The sequence below is a fragment of the Sporosarcina sp. FSL K6-1540 genome, from assembly GCF_038620285.1.
Taxonomy (GTDB): Bacteria; Bacillota; Bacilli; order Bacillales_A; family Planococcaceae; genus Sporosarcina; species Sporosarcina psychrophila.
Window position 1 is genome coordinate 3,916,919 of sequence record NZ_CP152018.1, and the last position, 16,253, is coordinate 3,933,171.

At 37.0% G+C, this 16,253-nt stretch carries 16 protein-coding genes and 1 other annotated feature; of the genes, 15 read left to right on the forward strand and 1 reads right to left on the reverse strand.

Going from position 1 to position 16,253, the window contains the following annotated elements; all coding sequences use genetic code 11:
- The first annotated feature begins 210 nt into the window (after positions 1–210).
- Positions 211–479: a binding site (T-box leader), on the forward strand.
- 51 nt (positions 480–530) lie between these two features.
- From metG to MKY15_RS18445, 8 genes are all read left to right on the forward strand, one after another.
- Positions 531–2,162, forward strand: coding sequence for a methionine--tRNA ligase (gene metG, locus MKY15_RS18410; protein WP_338652388.1), 1,632 nt, complete (start codon positions 531–533; stop codon positions 2,160–2,162).
- 412 nt (positions 2,163–2,574) lie between these two features.
- Complete coding sequence (locus MKY15_RS18415; RefSeq protein ID WP_342538198.1) at positions 2,575–3,201, forward strand: class I SAM-dependent methyltransferase; 627 nt, start codon at positions 2,575–2,577, stop codon at positions 3,199–3,201.
- Positions 3,202–3,450: 249 nt separating this feature from the next.
- Complete coding sequence (locus tag MKY15_RS18420) at positions 3,451–4,386, forward strand: aminoglycoside phosphotransferase family protein (RefSeq protein ID WP_338652386.1); 936 nt, start codon at positions 3,451–3,453, stop codon at positions 4,384–4,386.
- Positions 4,387–4,511: 125 nt separating this feature from the next.
- The gene (locus MKY15_RS18425) at positions 4,512–5,279 is read left to right on the forward strand and encodes a class I SAM-dependent methyltransferase (protein ID WP_338652385.1); all 768 of its coding nucleotides are present in this window, start codon (positions 4,512–4,514) and stop codon (positions 5,277–5,279) included.
- A gap of 266 nt (positions 5,280–5,545) precedes the next feature.
- Entirely contained in the window at positions 5,546–5,917 is a 372-nt protein-coding gene (locus tag MKY15_RS18430; protein WP_338652383.1) for a hypothetical protein, read from the forward strand.
- A gap of 51 nt (positions 5,918–5,968) precedes the next feature.
- Positions 5,969–6,790 (forward strand): aminoglycoside adenylyltransferase domain-containing protein, encoded by an 822-nt coding sequence (locus MKY15_RS18435; protein WP_342538199.1) that lies wholly within the window; start codon positions 5,969–5,971, stop codon positions 6,788–6,790.
- 52 nt (positions 6,791–6,842) lie between these two features.
- Positions 6,843–7,616 carry a Cof-type HAD-IIB family hydrolase gene (locus MKY15_RS18440; protein ID WP_338652381.1) on the forward strand — a complete coding sequence of 258 codons (774 nt, stop codon included), beginning with the start codon at positions 6,843–6,845 and terminating at the stop codon, positions 7,614–7,616.
- Between the two features lie 9 nt (positions 7,617–7,625).
- Positions 7,626–8,087 (forward strand): DinB family protein, encoded by a 462-nt coding sequence (locus MKY15_RS18445; protein WP_338656851.1) that lies wholly within the window; start codon positions 7,626–7,628, stop codon positions 8,085–8,087.
- Between the two features lie 110 nt (positions 8,088–8,197).
- Here the strand turns inward: MKY15_RS18445 and ccsB are convergent, their stop codons facing one another.
- Positions 8,198–9,397, reverse strand: coding sequence for a c-type cytochrome biogenesis protein CcsB (gene ccsB / locus MKY15_RS18450; RefSeq protein WP_342538200.1), 1,200 nt, complete (start codon positions 9,395–9,397; stop codon positions 8,198–8,200).
- 531 nt (positions 9,398–9,928) lie between these two features.
- Here ccsB and MKY15_RS18455 point away from each other — a divergent pair.
- From MKY15_RS18455 to MKY15_RS18485, 7 genes are all read left to right on the forward strand, one after another.
- Entirely contained in the window at positions 9,929–10,105 is a 177-nt protein-coding gene (locus MKY15_RS18455) for a cation transporter (protein WP_338652374.1), read from the forward strand.
- A gap of 206 nt (positions 10,106–10,311) precedes the next feature.
- Positions 10,312–11,220: a cation diffusion facilitator family transporter gene (locus tag MKY15_RS18460; protein WP_338652373.1), complete on the forward strand. Its 909-nt coding sequence runs from the start codon at positions 10,312–10,314 to the stop codon at positions 11,218–11,220.
- 113 nt (positions 11,221–11,333) lie between these two features.
- Entirely contained in the window at positions 11,334–11,549 is a 216-nt protein-coding gene (locus tag MKY15_RS18465; RefSeq protein ID WP_338652372.1) for a hypothetical protein, read from the forward strand.
- Between the two features lie 44 nt (positions 11,550–11,593).
- Positions 11,594–11,881, forward strand: coding sequence for a metal-sensitive transcriptional regulator (locus MKY15_RS18470; protein ID WP_067209184.1), 288 nt, complete (start codon positions 11,594–11,596; stop codon positions 11,879–11,881).
- A 75-nt stretch (positions 11,882–11,956) separates the two neighbouring features.
- Positions 11,957–12,157 carry a copper chaperone CopZ gene (gene copZ / locus MKY15_RS18475; protein WP_082786566.1) on the forward strand — a complete coding sequence of 67 codons (201 nt, stop codon included), beginning with the start codon at positions 11,957–11,959 and terminating at the stop codon, positions 12,155–12,157.
- A 120-nt stretch (positions 12,158–12,277) separates the two neighbouring features.
- Complete coding sequence (locus MKY15_RS18480) at positions 12,278–14,689, forward strand: heavy metal translocating P-type ATPase (protein ID WP_067209187.1); 2,412 nt, start codon at positions 12,278–12,280, stop codon at positions 14,687–14,689.
- Between the two features lie 263 nt (positions 14,690–14,952).
- On the forward strand, positions 14,953–15,984 hold the full coding sequence (locus tag MKY15_RS18485) for a S66 peptidase family protein (protein WP_338652371.1): 1,032 nt from the start codon (positions 14,953–14,955) through the stop codon (positions 15,982–15,984).
- Positions 15,985–16,253: the final 269 nt, after the last annotated feature.

A 16,253-nucleotide genomic window follows, 5' to 3' on the forward strand; every position in this document is an offset into this window, starting at 1 on the left:
GATTAAGTTTTACAATCGAAATAATTTTTGGGGCAACTCATTATTCACAAATCCCATATGTAATGCATGGTGACACCTTTACTTGTAATAATCCACTGTAGTGTATCGCTGACGTTGTGATACAAGTATGGTTAACATGACCACGAAATACGTTTATTTATTATTTGCATTTACACACACACTTCTCTATAATCAATTCAAACCTTATATCAAACGGCAATGACGAGGAAAAGTAATGAGACGATGTTATATAGAGAGCTTCTGTTGGTGGAAATGAAGCAAACTAGTCTGATGAACATGATCTCCGAGCTTTGCACTGAAAATCCGCGGATGAGTAGGCTGCAACAAGATTTGGCACTTGTTACAAATGTCAAAGTATACTCGCAGGATTTGTAGCGACGTACTTACTAAGACAAGTGGCGTGAGCTATTTGTGAACTAAGGTGGTACCACGAGTGAAATATTAACCTCGTCCTTATCGATACGATAAGTGGCGGGGTTTTTTGTATGCCCTAAAAAGGAGGAATTGGTTTGAGAATTTTAATTGGGGGCGCGTGGCCATATGCCAATGGATCATTGCATTTAGGTCATATCGCAGCGTTGTTACCGGGGGATATTTTAGCGAGGTATTACCGACTAAAGGGTGAATCCGTCTTATATGTGTCTGGTAGCGATTGTAATGGTACACCTATTTCGATTAGGGCCAATCAAGAAGGGCTAGCGATTCAAGATATCGCAGATCGCTATCATCAAGAATTTATAGAAAGCTTTGCGATACTGGGATTTAGTTATGATTTTTATTCCAGAACGGATAGTCAACAACATCATGAAGTTGTCCAGCGGATTTTCTTGCAGCTACTTGAGAATGGATATATTTATAAAAAAGAGATTGAACAAACCTATTGTGAGTTTGACCACCAATTTTTACCGGATCGGTATGTGGAGGGAGTTTGTCCGAACTGTGGACATCCATCTCGTGGGGATCAATGTGATAATTGTTCAACCATCCTTGATCCGCTTGATTTAATTGACCGTAAATGCAAAATTTGTGGCAATGAACCAACCACAAAGGCAACGGAACACTTCTACTTTTCATTAAGTTCATTTCAACATGAGCTAGAAGAGCAAGTTAAGAAGGTTCGGGCAAACAAAGCGTGGAGAGAAAATGCCATCCATTTATCAGAAAGATATTTGACAGAAGGTTTACATGACCGCGCTGTGTCAAGAGATTTACAAAATGGAGTTAGTGTCCCAGTAAAAGGTTATGAGGATAAAAAAGTGTACGTTTGGATTGAAGCAGTATCAGGTTATTATTCGGCCAGTCAACAATGGGCGATTGACACTAATCAAAGTGATGAAGCTTTTTGGAATGAAGAGACCGTATCTTACTATGTACATGGGAAAGACAATATTCCCTTCCACTCGATTATTTGGCCATCTATTTTATCGGGTATTGGAAAGGACGCTTTTCCAACACATATCGTTTCAAACGAGTACTTAACATTAGAAAAAAAGAAACTATCAACGAGCAAAAACTGGGCTGTGTGGGTTCCCGCCATTTTGGAAAGTTATGATCCTGACTCCATTCGATACTTTCTAACTGCAAATGCACCTGAAAATAGAGACGCTGATTTTTCGTGGCGTGAATTCATTTTCAGTCATAATTCTGAGCTTCTTGGTGCTTACGGTAACCTCGTAAATCGGACGTTGAAGTTTATTGACAAGTCATTTGAAGGGGCTGTTTCTGGAAACCTGGATCTAGATATTATAGAAATGATTCAATTTAGATATGGTGAGATTGGTCACTTGATTGAACAAGGTCATTTTAAACAAGCGATTGAAACGATTTTTGAAACCATTCGTTTCGGAAATAAATACTTTGATACAAAACAACCCTGGAAAGAAATCCATGAGAACAGGGAAGAGTGCAAGCATATTTTACTTACATGTGTGCATATTATTGCAAATTGTGCTCAGTTATTATCGCCATTCCTACCTTTTTCAAGTGATAAAGTGAAAGCAATGTTGAATTTAGCACCATTTACTTGGGAACCCATAGAAAAATCAATATATCAAACCTTTCAAGTAAGTCCTTTATTTGAACGAATCGATTTAAATCAGATTGAGATCGAATTAGAAAAGTTAAAATTGAATGCAATATAAGCAAAGGCTCGAGAGTATAACAATAACTAAACCGCTATTCAACGTTGTAAGTTAATAACATCGAGGGCTTACTCCCTAGGAAGCGTTGATGGGAAAAATCAAATGCTGGATAAGGCTAAATCTTTTGTCAGAAAGTCTTCAATACTAAACTATTTCACAAAATATGAGTTGCGCTATATCCCTCAAAAAAATCATTTCATATTGAGTGGTTCCAAAATGCGGAATATTATGATAATATCTATGTATCTATGAAAGGTGGAGTTTATTATGAAAAAAACTACTATTATCTATCGATGCAACGTCTTAGGGGAAACGATCGGCGACTAATCGGGTAAATTAAATTATTTAAAAAGACTATTTTTAAATAAAAAGAAATGCTCGATTGCTCGTTCGAATTATAGGGGGAGCATTCATGTTAAATCAGCTAGGATTTAATTTATGGGCGAATGACTATGATCAAACAGTACAAGTAAGTGAAGAAAATAATTTGTATCCGTTTGCTGGATACAAAAAAATATTGAATACTATTTTTAATGAGGTCATGCAAAAGCAACAATCAACCATTTTAGATATAGGGTTTGGCACAGCGGTTTTAACGAGTCGACTTTATGAAAATGGGCATCGCATAGATGGTTTAGATTTTTCTACTCAGATGATTGCGGTAGCTCAGTCTAAAATGCCAATGGCAAATTTGGTGGAGTGGGATATTACCAAGGGCTTACCTGATTCTTTTGAAGTCAATAAGTATGACTTTATTATAAGCACATATGCGCTGCATCATATTGCGGATGAAGAGAAAATCACCTTTATCAAGAGTTTGCTACCTCTACTTTCAGTGAATGGGAAAATATTCATTGGTGATATTGCATTCCATACACGTGAGGAGCTTGAAATTTGTAGAAATGATAGCATTAAATATTGGGATGAGGATGAGTTTTATTTAGTCTCCAATGAAATCAAATCATCGTTAAAAAATGTTTGTAAATGTGAATTTCATCGCGTATCGCATTGTGGCGGTATATTAATGGTTACGAGGTAAATATAAGTTTTATAGTCGAAATGAAAAAATGAGTTGTTTCGGCAACTCATTTTTTCTGTAATTAATGAAGGCATTTATAAACTTTGAACTCGTGTAAGAGTCAGTGACATTCAATGGTTAGTTTCGATTTTGCTACACTATAAAATAAGGAGCTTACACTACGAGAATACTCAAAAAGCGATTTTCAATTTGAAAGTATTCAAGGCGATAAATCTATCAACAAAGTGAATTGATATGGGGGGAAACATAATGAATGGACTAGCAGTTTTAAAGAGATTCAGCTTTCAAACTCAAGAAGAACCGAAAAGTATTTATCCTTTCTCCCCGGTATATCGAGTTAACAGTGAAATGAATGATTTTATTGTTAAGAAAACACAGAGACCAATTGAGCGTGCACAAAGACTGATGAGGTATACGACCAACTTAAAAGAAAATGGAGTAAATGTGGTAACACCAGTTAGTTTAAGTGTGGAAAACCCTCAATCAATCGGAGAGGATACATATGTAGTTTATCCATTTATTAAGGGAGTGCAGTATTCCGGTAAAAATGACGAAATCATAGCAGCAGGCAAACTATTGGGGGAAATACACAGCCTTTCGCCCATGGAAAATACGTTTGAATTAGAAGAATATGATGTTTTTGATTTTAATGTGGACGAAGTGGCAGAGAGTGTTCAAAAGATAGAAAAAAACGCTGCACGATATGATTTTAAAATTGAAGGTATTCAACTGAAAAAGAAATTAGTAGAAGTAGTTACTCAGCAAGAAGAATTGAAAAATAGCGGTTTGCAATTTGTACTCACTCCACATGACTTCAAAGCGAATAACTTAATCTATACACCAGATCCTTATTTAATAGATCCTGATAATGCCAGTTGGATTCCACGTATTTTTGATGTAGCATTAGCCCTACTTTTATTTCATAATGAATTATCAACCGCTCCAGACAAGCCATTTACGCCTGAACAATGGCAATTATTCCTGCAAGGCTATAAAAAATATAGTAGTCTTACCGATCTAGATTACGTTTATTGGGAAAAAGCAGTAGAGCATGTTTTTCTAGATGAGGTTATGTGGTTAATGGCCGATGTAGAGGATGATTGGGCTAATCCATCCCAGAGACACCTTTTTGAAGGGCTTATCAAGATCGTATACGATCCTTCAAGCTATAGTCTAAATTGTTAGGTTAAATCTGAATTTATTATGCGTATTTCAATGTTGCGGGAATTCTCCCTTGTGGAAAAGTAATTTTGAAGGTTGCTTTCCTATTGCTACACCATTGGAATATGCAATTGTGGAGGGAAGAATGTATGAGTAGGAATGTATTTGAAGAAAACTTTGAGAAATATGCTGATCCTGAAATGTATGACCACTTATATGAAGGTTATCAGAAGGATTTGAACTTGATTTTAGAATGGGCCAAGCTAGATCAACCGATTATTGAATTAGCGTGTGGTACAGGCCGACTTACCATTCCTATGGCAAAACGTGGATTTCAAATGGTTGGTGTTGACCTGCATGAGGGTATGTTGGAACGTGCAAAGCAAAAGGCGAAAGAACAAAAGGTATTAATTGAGTTTTTATTGCAAGACTGCACGAAGTTGAATTTATCCGTCAAAAGTTCGTTAGTTTTTATGACTGGGAATTCCTTTCAACATTTCCTAACGAATGAAGTACAAGATGACTTAGTACAATCTGTCCGACAACATCTGGTAGAGGATGGAATTTTTATTTTTGACACGCGAAATCCTTTACTACACGAGTTGGCAGCTGTTGATGAATATGAGCAACTGTATAGCGATAATAATGGTAATCAAATTATCGAATTTCACCGTGAAGAATACAATTCGATGACACAGATCTTACATTGCCATACTGATCGACAAATTTATCAAGGAGAAACCTTAATTGCTAAAGAGCAAGATGGCATTTCATTACGCTATTCATTTCCACTCGAAATGGAAAGAGTGCTTAAAGAGAATGGGTTTGAGATCTTACAGGTATATGGTGATTGGGATAAAAATGAGCTCAATGTGAAAAGTACTTCTATGGTGTATGTGTGTAAAGTTAGAAAATGAAAGGAGCCTAATTCTAAGATACATCGAAATCCGGCTCCTCTCTAGTATTAAATCGGCGCAGCTTTTATTGTATTTTGCTAATAATTTGAACCTTTTGTCATACTGCTCGTCTAACTAATGGAAGTAATTTGCAACCCATTGACAAAGGGGGGATATGTACTATGAAGCAAAGGAAATATGTTGTTATTTTAATGTTTTTGCTTGTATGTGTAAGTTTACTCGTTATGAATCCTTTTAAAGAAGATATATGAGATTCTAATTTTAAATTGCTTAAAAATGAAATTTTATCAAAAAATGCAACTAATAAAAAAGTGAATTTGACCACATTTATCCCATTTGAATGGGATAAAGTTTATTCATTCGTTCCATATTTTTCAAAAGAAACGATATATGAAATAATAGGATATAAGTGGGGGAATATCAGTGAAACAGTCAGTGAGGGCATGAATCAAATCGTTTTCGTGAAAGACGGAAAAGTGGTTTGTTATCTATATGGCTATCCTGAGAGTAATAAGTTTGGGATATTCTTTGAAGGTACAGATTCTGCAGACAATGTGGAAATTTTATATTCAGAAGATAACGAAGTTTTTGATGTGACGAAAAATGGAGATATTGTTTATTTAAAACACAGTAAATAGGATTCATTGTACTAGTGGAGAATTATGCATTTTTATTAAGGGGAGAACTTGATGCAGCAATTACCAGTTGTTGTACAGACCATTCTAAAGGACTACATCGCCTTGTTTCATGAGCGTTTACCAAACACACTCGAAGGATTTTATATCCAAGGATCAATTGCACTGAATGCCTATGTGAATGATTCAAGTGATATTGATTTTATTGCAATAATAAATCGCCGTTTGTCAGGAGAAGAAGTGGAAGTATTAGCCGAAATTCATAGTATTATTGCCAGTAACTATCAAAAACCAGAAATGGATGGAGTCTATGTTCTTTGGGAGGATATTGGTAAACTAGAAGCTGATGATAATATTTATCCTTTCTATAACGATGGTGAATTGAGTTATGGTGCTTATTTTAACTCTATCACTTGGTGGATACTGAAAACGAATGGAATTAGCATTTTAGGTCCAGAACCAACTGCGCTAAGATTTGAAGTTGATCCACAGCTCTTAGTTTCTTATGTACATGAAAATATGAATACGTATTGGGCACAACGGATCCAAAGAATTGAGAGTTCATTGGGACAGTTACTTCATCTATCAGCTGAAGAGATTGATTTTGAAATTGAATGGTCGATTCTCGGATTGTTACGCCAATATTATACCTTAAAAGAACATAACGTACTATCAAAACTTGGTGCTGGCGAGTATGGATTGCTGCATCTACCACAGGAATGGCATCAGATAATTAAGGAAGCAATAAATGTTCGTAAAGGTGCTGGGATCGAGTTTTTCACTTCTGATGAGCAGAGAATTGAAATGGCTTTAAGATTTTCGAAGTATATCATTAGTTACTGCAACAGCAGCTTAATCCAAAAACGTATAGTATGATTTAATGTCAATTTTCTCACTTTTCAACTTACTGCTACTGAAGGGGATTTTTATGGCTTACAAAATCGTGTTTTTCGATGTTGATGGAACAATTACGCACCATGAAGATGGGAGTATTTCAATTAATACTAAAGAAGCAGTCAAAGCATTAGTGAACAAAGGAATAAGGGTAGTAGCGGCAACAGGAAGACCATTATCTATGTGCGAAGAAATAAAAGCACTAGGAATAGATACGTTCATCACTGCGAATGGAGCGTATGTCAAACACAATCACCAGGTTATTCATAAAGTGCCGATGGATAAAAATGTGATTCAAGATGTCGTTGAATTTTCCTACACAGAGAATCAAGGTCTTTCATTCTTCACTGAAGATTTTAGCATGAATGGTGTAAAAGATACTGAAATAGTAAAAGCGTTGAAGGAAACTCTATCATTGAATAACTATCCTACAATAAATAAACTGATTTATAATCAAGAGGTTTACTTAATGTGTTTGTATGCAACTGACGAAATGGTTGAGAAATATATTCAAAATTTTCCGTATCTAACATTTAAGAGATGGCATCCTTATGTATTGAATGTACTACAAGAAGAAGTATCTAAATCATTAGCCATTATAAAAGTTTTAAAGTATTTCGACATTGATAAATCAGAGGCTATTGCGTTTGGTGATGGAGAGAATGACATAGACATGTTGGAATTAGTAGGACTTGGTATAGCTATGGGGAATGGGAATGAAAAAATAAAAACAATTGCAGATTTCGTAACTAAAAAGTCAAGTGAAGACGGAATTGAGTTCGCGTTGAAAAAGTTTGGAGTGATTTAATTGATAAATATGTTTCAGTATAATTGGCAAATCAGAGAAGACTGGTTTAAGTGGTGTGAAACCATTCCATACGAAGAACTCACTAAAAAACGTATGGGGGGTATGCAGAGCATAATACATAATCTATTTCATGTAATTGACTGCGAACAAATATGGGTTAATCAAATGCAAGGTACATCTGTCATCATTAAAGATATAAATAGAATATCAAGTCTTAATGATGTTAAGTCATTTTCTAATCTAACCAAACCAGCAACAGAGAGCTTCATAAAATCACATACGTCTGAATCTGAAGATAGAACTTTGGTAGTAAAGAGTAGAAATGGTACTACTAATTCATTCTCGTTTGATAAAATAATTACACATATACTATCACATGAAATTCATCATATTGGACAATTATCTGTTTGGTCTAGAGAAATAGGATTGAAACCTGTATCGTCTGATTTACTATTTAGAGATTTAATTTAGTTAACAATTAAATTCAACAAACTGTTAAAAAAAACGATTCCACCATGTTGAAATGGGGAATCGTTTTTGCGTTTAGTGAGTAACATAACTCGATCTATCAATATTTTTTATTAAGCATATGAATGCAGCCCAGCAATTACAAGGTTCACGAAGACTTGATTGAAAATAATTATTCCAAAACCAATGACTGCCATCCAAGCAGTTCTTTCTCCTTCCCATCCTTTCCCTACCCTTAAATGTAGCATTGTGGCATAAAATAAGAAGGTGATTAAAGCCCAAATTTCTTTCGGGTCCCACCCCCAGAAACGGCTCCAAGCAAATTGGGCCCAAATCATAGCGAATATCAGTCCACCAAGTGTGAACAAAGGAAAACCAATGATGACTGCTCGGTAAGTAATTTCATCCATAGAGTTCGCATTTACTTTATGAGTAAGTGGTTTGAGTAGAGAAATGATTTTTCGCTTCGTGAAAAGACGAATTACTGTGTAGAGCACAGTCCCTACAAGGAATGACCATATTATTGTATTCAATTTTAATGCATCAATCGAGTTTGGAATCTCTATAATACCGTTTTTTTGATCGACAGTCTCATAAGAATTCGCATCCACTGATTGGGCAACTACTGAGTTTTTAGGAACGGTAATGGCTGGTAATTTATAGTTATAAACGTCCACCTCAGATTTATGATTTTCGAATTGAAGATTTTTAGTATAACCGACTGCATTAAATGTGCTAGTCATTAGAATGAAGCCCAATACAACTACCATAAAATACATGACGAGCTCCAAACAGAATGTATTCTTGCTTTTTTCAGTTGGATTAACTATTTTTAAAAGGTAGATAATACCTGTAACAAAAGATATGGACAATACCGCACTAGAAAAGGCTACTGTTAGTACGTGTATTGTTAACCAATTACTTTGCAAAGCGGGAATAAGGGGCGTTATATCTTTCGAAAATGCATTTGCATAGCCCAGAATTAGCAGTGCTATCGGAAGAGCAAAGAGTCCAATTACACTTTGGCGATATAAATAATACATAATCAGGAAACTTCCAACGAGCATAATGCCAAAGAAAGTCATGAATTCATAAAGGTTGCTGACTGGTGCATGTCCGGCAACAGACCATCTAGTTATAAAATAAACAATCTGTAAAATGAAACCTACCCAAGTCAGTGTTATTCCAAGTATTGAAAATATCTTTCTTTTCGACCTAACTGCTAGTCCAAAAGGAATAATTGCTAGTAAGTAGATAAAAAAGGATATATAAAGTGCTGTACTGCTTAAACTGATTAATGAACTTGTAGACAAGATGGAACGCCTCCTCTTACATGTTTTTAAGATCTCTTTAAACTACAACCTGAGTAGAATGACTGATGTTTATGCATAAGTCTGATTTTCAATACCAATAGTAACCTCCAACTCACTGTTAATATTGTTTATCTGATTTACTCAGATAAACCAATTTAATCCAGTGTAGCATTCGCAAATTCGAAATGGAGGAAGAGTTCCGACAATTTCATGACTTGAAGTCATCGTATGAATTAGGTTTTACCATTCGAGATGTATTATTGTTAATTTCGGCCCGAAAACCGGCTGATTATGTAGGTTCCTTGATTGCTAGATAGTCGACTTATCATATTTTAAACAACCGTATGATTTCATCGCCCCAATACAGTTTTAGAGCTATTCTATATAACGGTTGAAAAACAAGATATTGTATTAGAAGACTAATAGTAAGCCTTTTCGAAATAATGAGGGATGGACTTTTTATTCTTTGATTTACATACTGCATGGGGGTATGGTAAATTGAAAACATTAATAAAACAGGAGGTGTTCAAAATGAGGGGTCTAATGCAAGTACAAGGGATGTCTTGCACTAGTTGTGTCAATTCAATTGAGGGTGGTGTTGGCAAACTTATCGGTGTGTCTTCTGTCAAAGTCGATGTATGTGGTGATGAGGTTGTGGTGGAGTTTGATAATGCTCAAAGAACTGAAGAAGGCTATAACGTCGTCTAATTACAACATAAGTAAATCAACAGTTTCAAACGTCATGTACGGGTAGAAAGTTGTTTATGGGATTATGCCTTTAGGTATAATCATTCTTTTTAAATAAATTATACCCCCATTATGTATATGGGTAATCTACATAATTATAGCCAAACATAAATGAGTAGCTCGACAGTTATACTTGAGAACGACTAAAAGATAAGGAGTGATTTATCATGCATGATCACGACCACGGTCATCATCACAGTCACGCTAGAGAAGGAAATAAAAAAGGACTTGCGATAGCATTTGTAATTACTGCCGGGATTATGCTGTTAGAGTTTTTTGGAGGTTTGCTGACGAACAGTTTGGCTTTACTGGCCGATTCGGGGCATATGTTGAGTGACGCGGGGTCATTGGCGCTAAGTTTAGTGGCAATTTGGTTTGCTGCGCGGGCGGCTTCACCTAAAAAAACATACGGTTATTATCGATTTGAGATTTTAGCGGCATTATTTAACGGGGTAACGTTGTTTGTCATCTCAGGAATGATTGTTTATCATGCGTATGGACGTTTCTTTGAGCCACAGACTGTTGCGAGTGGTTCGATGATTATCATTGCGTTCATTGGGTTAGCGGCCAATCTACTTAGTGCTTGGTTTTTAATTAGCAAAGGCGATGTGAAGGATAATGTAAATTTACGCAGTGCCTATCTGCATGTCCTTGGCGATGCACTTGGTTCTGTCGGAGCGATTATTGCCGGGATTGTTATGTACTTCTTTGACTGGTATGTTGCAGACCCAATTATCAGTGTTGTCGTGGCGTTGTTAATCCTAAAAGGTGCATGGGGGATTATTAAACAGACGATTCATATTCTAATGGAAGGGACACCGATTACAATTGATCAGCAAGAGGTCAAGCAGACATTAGAAGCGATCGAAGGAGTTATCAATGTACATGATTTTCATGTATGGACAATTACATCCGGATTGGATTCACTTACTTGCCACCTGCTAATAGAGGATAATCAAGATGAACAGCGCATACTTCAACAAGCGATTCAACAAATCGAGAAGCAGTTTAAAATCATGCATACAACGATTCAAATTGAAAAGTCTGATTTGCAACATGCAACACCTATCGTGTAACTAAAGAGATGAAGGAGGATTTAGTTTAGAGAAAATGGTTAAACTAGCAGGGAATGGTGGAATCGCATTTGGATCAATATTAAATTCCAAGCAACTAGCAGTAATGGATGATTATGGGGGAAGACGATAAACTGGAGTTGACGACGTCACAGCAACTGTACATTGAGGTAGTGGAAAGAAAAGTTGCAGGGATGACGGATCGATTTAAGGCAGCCGAAAAATATAGTGAACATGGCAAAAGAAGGGAATCTTTTTTCAAATTCGTGCATTATTTTGAGGAAAATAACCTAAAAAGCGAACTCGTTGACCCACACCAAGTAAAATGCTAATATAGGGGTACGGGGTATGCGCACCTGCTTAAGGAGGCAAAATCATGGAGGAATCAACCAAAACAACAGTCCAACCAAATAAACAACAGCTTCTTAACCGGTTAAAACGTGTAGAAGGACAAGTAAGAGGCGTTCATCAAATGGTCGAGAATGATCGCTATTGTGTCGATATTTTGCATCAGATTAGCGCGATTCAATCAGCCATGAACAAGGTTTCTTTAGCCTTGTTAGAAGATCATACACATCACTGTGTAGTCAATGCCATTAAAGGTCAGAATGGTGATGCGGCTATTAAAGAATTGATGGACGTTATGAAAACAATGACGAAGTAAAAATGCTCCTCGCTTGACATACCTAACAGGGGTATAGTAAGTTTAGGGTAATAACAAAAACAGGAGGTTTTTAATTTGAAAGAAACGTTAAAAGTAGAAGGCATGTCATGTAATCATTGTGTTAATTCAATCGAAACGAGCGTTGGGGAACTTACGGGTGTTTCAACAGTCAAAGTAGATCTTGGCAATAATGAAGTATCAGTAGAATTTGACAATGCAACTACATTTGCGCAAATCAAGGAAACGATTGAAGAGCAAGGCTACGAACTCGTTTAACGAATAGACTGTCAGCTTACACCACGTGGGGGTATATAGTAGTAGAAACGATTATACTTTTTGGTATGATCCTTCTTTTTGAAATAAATATACCCCTACCGAGTATTGGAGGAGAGACAAATGGCTACTTCTGAAAAAACGTTACAAATTACTGGAATGACTTGTGCAGCATGTGCGAATCGCATTGAAAAAGGGCTCTCAAAAATAGAGGGTGTTGAGAAAGCAAACGTTAACTTTGCATTGGAAAGTTCAACAATCGTCTACGATCCAGCTAAAACGAATGTCAATGAGTTTAAGGCGAGAGTTGAAAAACTTGGATTTAACGTCGTTCAAGAAAAAGTAGCTTTTGACATTTCAGGTATGACTTGTGCGGCATGTGCGACGAAAATCGAAAAACGTATTGGCAAGATGGATGGTGTTTCCAACGCAAGTGTTAACTTTGCGCTAGAAACAATTGCAGTCGAATATGATAGTAAACAAGTTGAAACAACAGAGATGATTACGGCCGTTAAGAAAATGGGCTATGAATTAATTCCAAAACAAGATAGCAAAGACAAAATGGATCACAAGGAACAAGAAATCAAAAAGCAAGAGAAAAAGTTCATTATTTCACTGATTTTAACGATTCCATTACTATGGACAATGGTGGCGCATTTTGAGTTTTTATCATTTATTTATATGCCCCATATTCTAATGAATCCGTGGCTTCAGCTTGCATTTGCGACGCCTGTTCAATTTATCATTGGCGCTCAATTTTATAAAGGTGCTTTTAATTCACTACGGAATAAAAGTGCCAACATGGACGTATTGGTTGCTCTGGGTACGAGTGCGGCATACTTCTATAGCCTTTATTTATCGATTGAATGGATGAATAATGGCAAAGTTGGAAGTCCCGAGCTATATTTTGAAGCGTCCGCTGTCATCATTACATTAATCGTACTTGGTAAATTATTTGAAGTTCGTGCAAAAGGTAAAACGAGTCAGGCGATTCAAAAGTTGCTAGGTTTACAAGCTAAAACAGCGAGAGTCCTAAGAGGTAGCGTTGAAATGGAACTGCCGATTGAAGAAGTTATCGTGGGAGACACAATTCTTGTGAAGCCAGGTGAAAGGATTCCGGTGGATGGCGAAATTATTGAAGGACGTTCAGCCATCGATGAATCGATGATTACAGGTGAAAGTATCCCAGTTGATAAAGTTGCAGGTGATAAAGTCATTGGTGCGACAATCAATAAGAATGGATCATTGCAAATCACAGCAACAAAAGTTGGAAAAGATACAGCATTGGCACAAATTGTAAAAGTAGTGGAAGAAGCACAAGGTTCGAAAGCTGAAATCCAACGTTTAGCAGACAAAATTTCAGGTATCTTTGTACCGGTTGTTGTCGTTATTGCAGTTGCAACGTTCCTAATCTGGTTTTTCATTGTAACACCAGGCGATTTCCGTTCGGCATTGATACCAACAATCTCGATTCTAGTTATTGCTTGTCCATGTGCGTTAGGTTTGGCAACGCCGACATCGATTATGGCAGGGTCAGGTAGGGCAGCTGAAATGGGCTTACTCTTTAAAGGCGGAGAACATTTGGAAAATACCCGTTCAATTGACACTGTCGTGTTGGATAAAACAGGTACAGTGACAAAAGGTCAACCTGCGTTAACAGATATTACAGTGACAGCAGGCTTTACAGAAGATGAAGTGCTGCAATTAGTTGCAACAGCTGAAAATCAGTCCGAGCATCCTTTAGCACAAGCCATTGTTTTAGGCGTCAAAGAAAAAGGGTTATCACTACTTGACGTGTCTGATTTTGAAGCATTACCGGGCTATGGTATCCGGGCAAATGTTAGTGGTAAAGAAGTATTAGTCGGTACTAGAAAATTGATGAACGACTATAAAATCGCTATTTCAGACTCGAATGCTGCTATGGAAAAGTTTGAAAGTGAAGGGAAAACAGCGATGCTGATTGCTGTGAATCATAAACTTGCAGGTATTGTGGCAGTCGCGGATACAGTGAAGGAAACATCGAAAGAAGCCATTGCTAGAATGCAGGCATTGGGTCTTGAAGTAATCATGCTGACAGGCGATAACCAACGAACTGCGGAAGCAATAGCTCGTCAAGTTGGGCTATCTCATGTCATTGCAGAAGTGTTACCAGAACAAAAAAGTGATGAAATTAAAAAATTGCAAGACCAAGGTAAGAAAGTTGCGATGGTTGGGGACGGTATCAATGATGCGCCAGCACTTGCGATGGCGAATATAGGAATGGCTGTCGGAACAGGTACAGACATTGCGATAGAGGCAGCAGATATTACACTGATGCGTGGAGACCTTAATAGTGTAGCTGATGCGATTATTATGAGTCGCAAAACGATGCGCAATATTAAGCAAAACCTATTCTTTGCATTCTTCTACAACACAATCGGAATTCCTATTGCGGCAATTGGTTTATTAGCCCCTTGGGTTGCGGGGGCAGCGATGGCATTCAGTTCGGTGTCCGTTGTATTGAATGCATTGCGCTTGCAAAAAGTGAAATTGTAAAAGGAATGAAGCCATGCGGAAATTCTGCATGGCTTTTTTTAGTGTAGAGGGGGATTTAAGTGTAAAAATAGGTAACTGAAATTGTACACTAGACCTATGTGTTCAGATTGCCAAGATGCAAAATCTTATCTAGCTAAGCAAAAAAAGGATGTAATAATATGGGTAATGAGTTACGATAGGCCTTAAGATTATTCAATGATTGAAGCTGATAATGAGCAATATTTTGCATAGACTGATAACAACAGGGGAAAGTGGGGATTAGTTTGCTAAAAAAACCAAAGAAACTGCAACCAGGAGATAAAATTGCAACAGTAAGTCCTTCTTGGGGAGGGGCAGGTGATTCAGAACTTAGATGGCGTTATGACCAAGGGGTTAAAAGAGTAGAAAGTATTTTTGGCCTTGAGGTCCTCCCGATGCCGAATAGTTTGAAAGGTTCAGAGTACCTTTATGAACATCCACAGGCTCGTGCAGAAGATCTAATGACCGCATTTAAGGATAAGAGCATTAAAGGAATCTTTGCGAATATTGGTGGGGAAGAAAGTATTCGTTTACTACCATATATTGATTTCAACATAATACGAAAAAACCCGAAAATATTCATGGGTTATTCTGATGTGACGATTACTCATCTGTTTTGCCATAAAGCAGGTATATCTTCTTTTTATGGTCCGGCGATTTTAACTGATTTCGCTGAAAACGTTGAGATGGATTCCTATACAATTGATATGTTGAAGCGGATACTTTTTTCTGATGATGTTATCGGTAAAATTAAACCCGCTCTAAAATGGACGAGTGAGCGTTTGGAATGGCATGAAAGGAATAAGAATAGACGCCGGAAAATGCTACCAAATCATGGATATGAACTGCTTCAAGGGTCGGGAGTTGTACAAGGAAGATTGATTGGTGGGTGTATCGAAGTACTAGAATTCGCGAAGGGTACAGAGATTTGGCCCGAACAGAAGCATTGGAAGGACAGCATTCTGTTCTTCGAAACATCGGAGGAAAAGCCCGAACCTAGTTTTATAAAATACTGGTTGCGTAATTATGCTGCACAAGGTATTCTTCAAATGGCAAATGGCATCATTTTTGGGAAACCACAGGACGAAAAATATTATGAATCCTATAAAGAAGTTATTCTTCAGGTCATGAAAGAGTATGGCTTAGAGGATTTACCGATTCTCTATAATTTGAATTTCGGCCACACAGAACCAAAAATTGTTTTGCCCTACGGTGTGATGGCAAAGATCAATTGCGATAAGGGGACTTTTTCGATTTTGGAGAGCGGGGTAGAATGAGGTAAGTGGTACTATCATTGTTGGATAAAAGAGTTGCTGATCAATTTAATTTGATCGGTAAGTCTTTTTTCATTTAAAGAGTTCGTTTCACTGTATTAATTCCAACAATTCATTCAATTAGGGTACAATAGTAAATAAGAGTTTGACTTTACGAGGAGGAATTAGTATGGGGGACAGAGTGACTAATCTGGATTGGTAGTCCAGCCTTATATTTCGTGAAGATAAAAGAGGAATCTACGATATTATAGGTGGTACGTATTTTGTCTCCG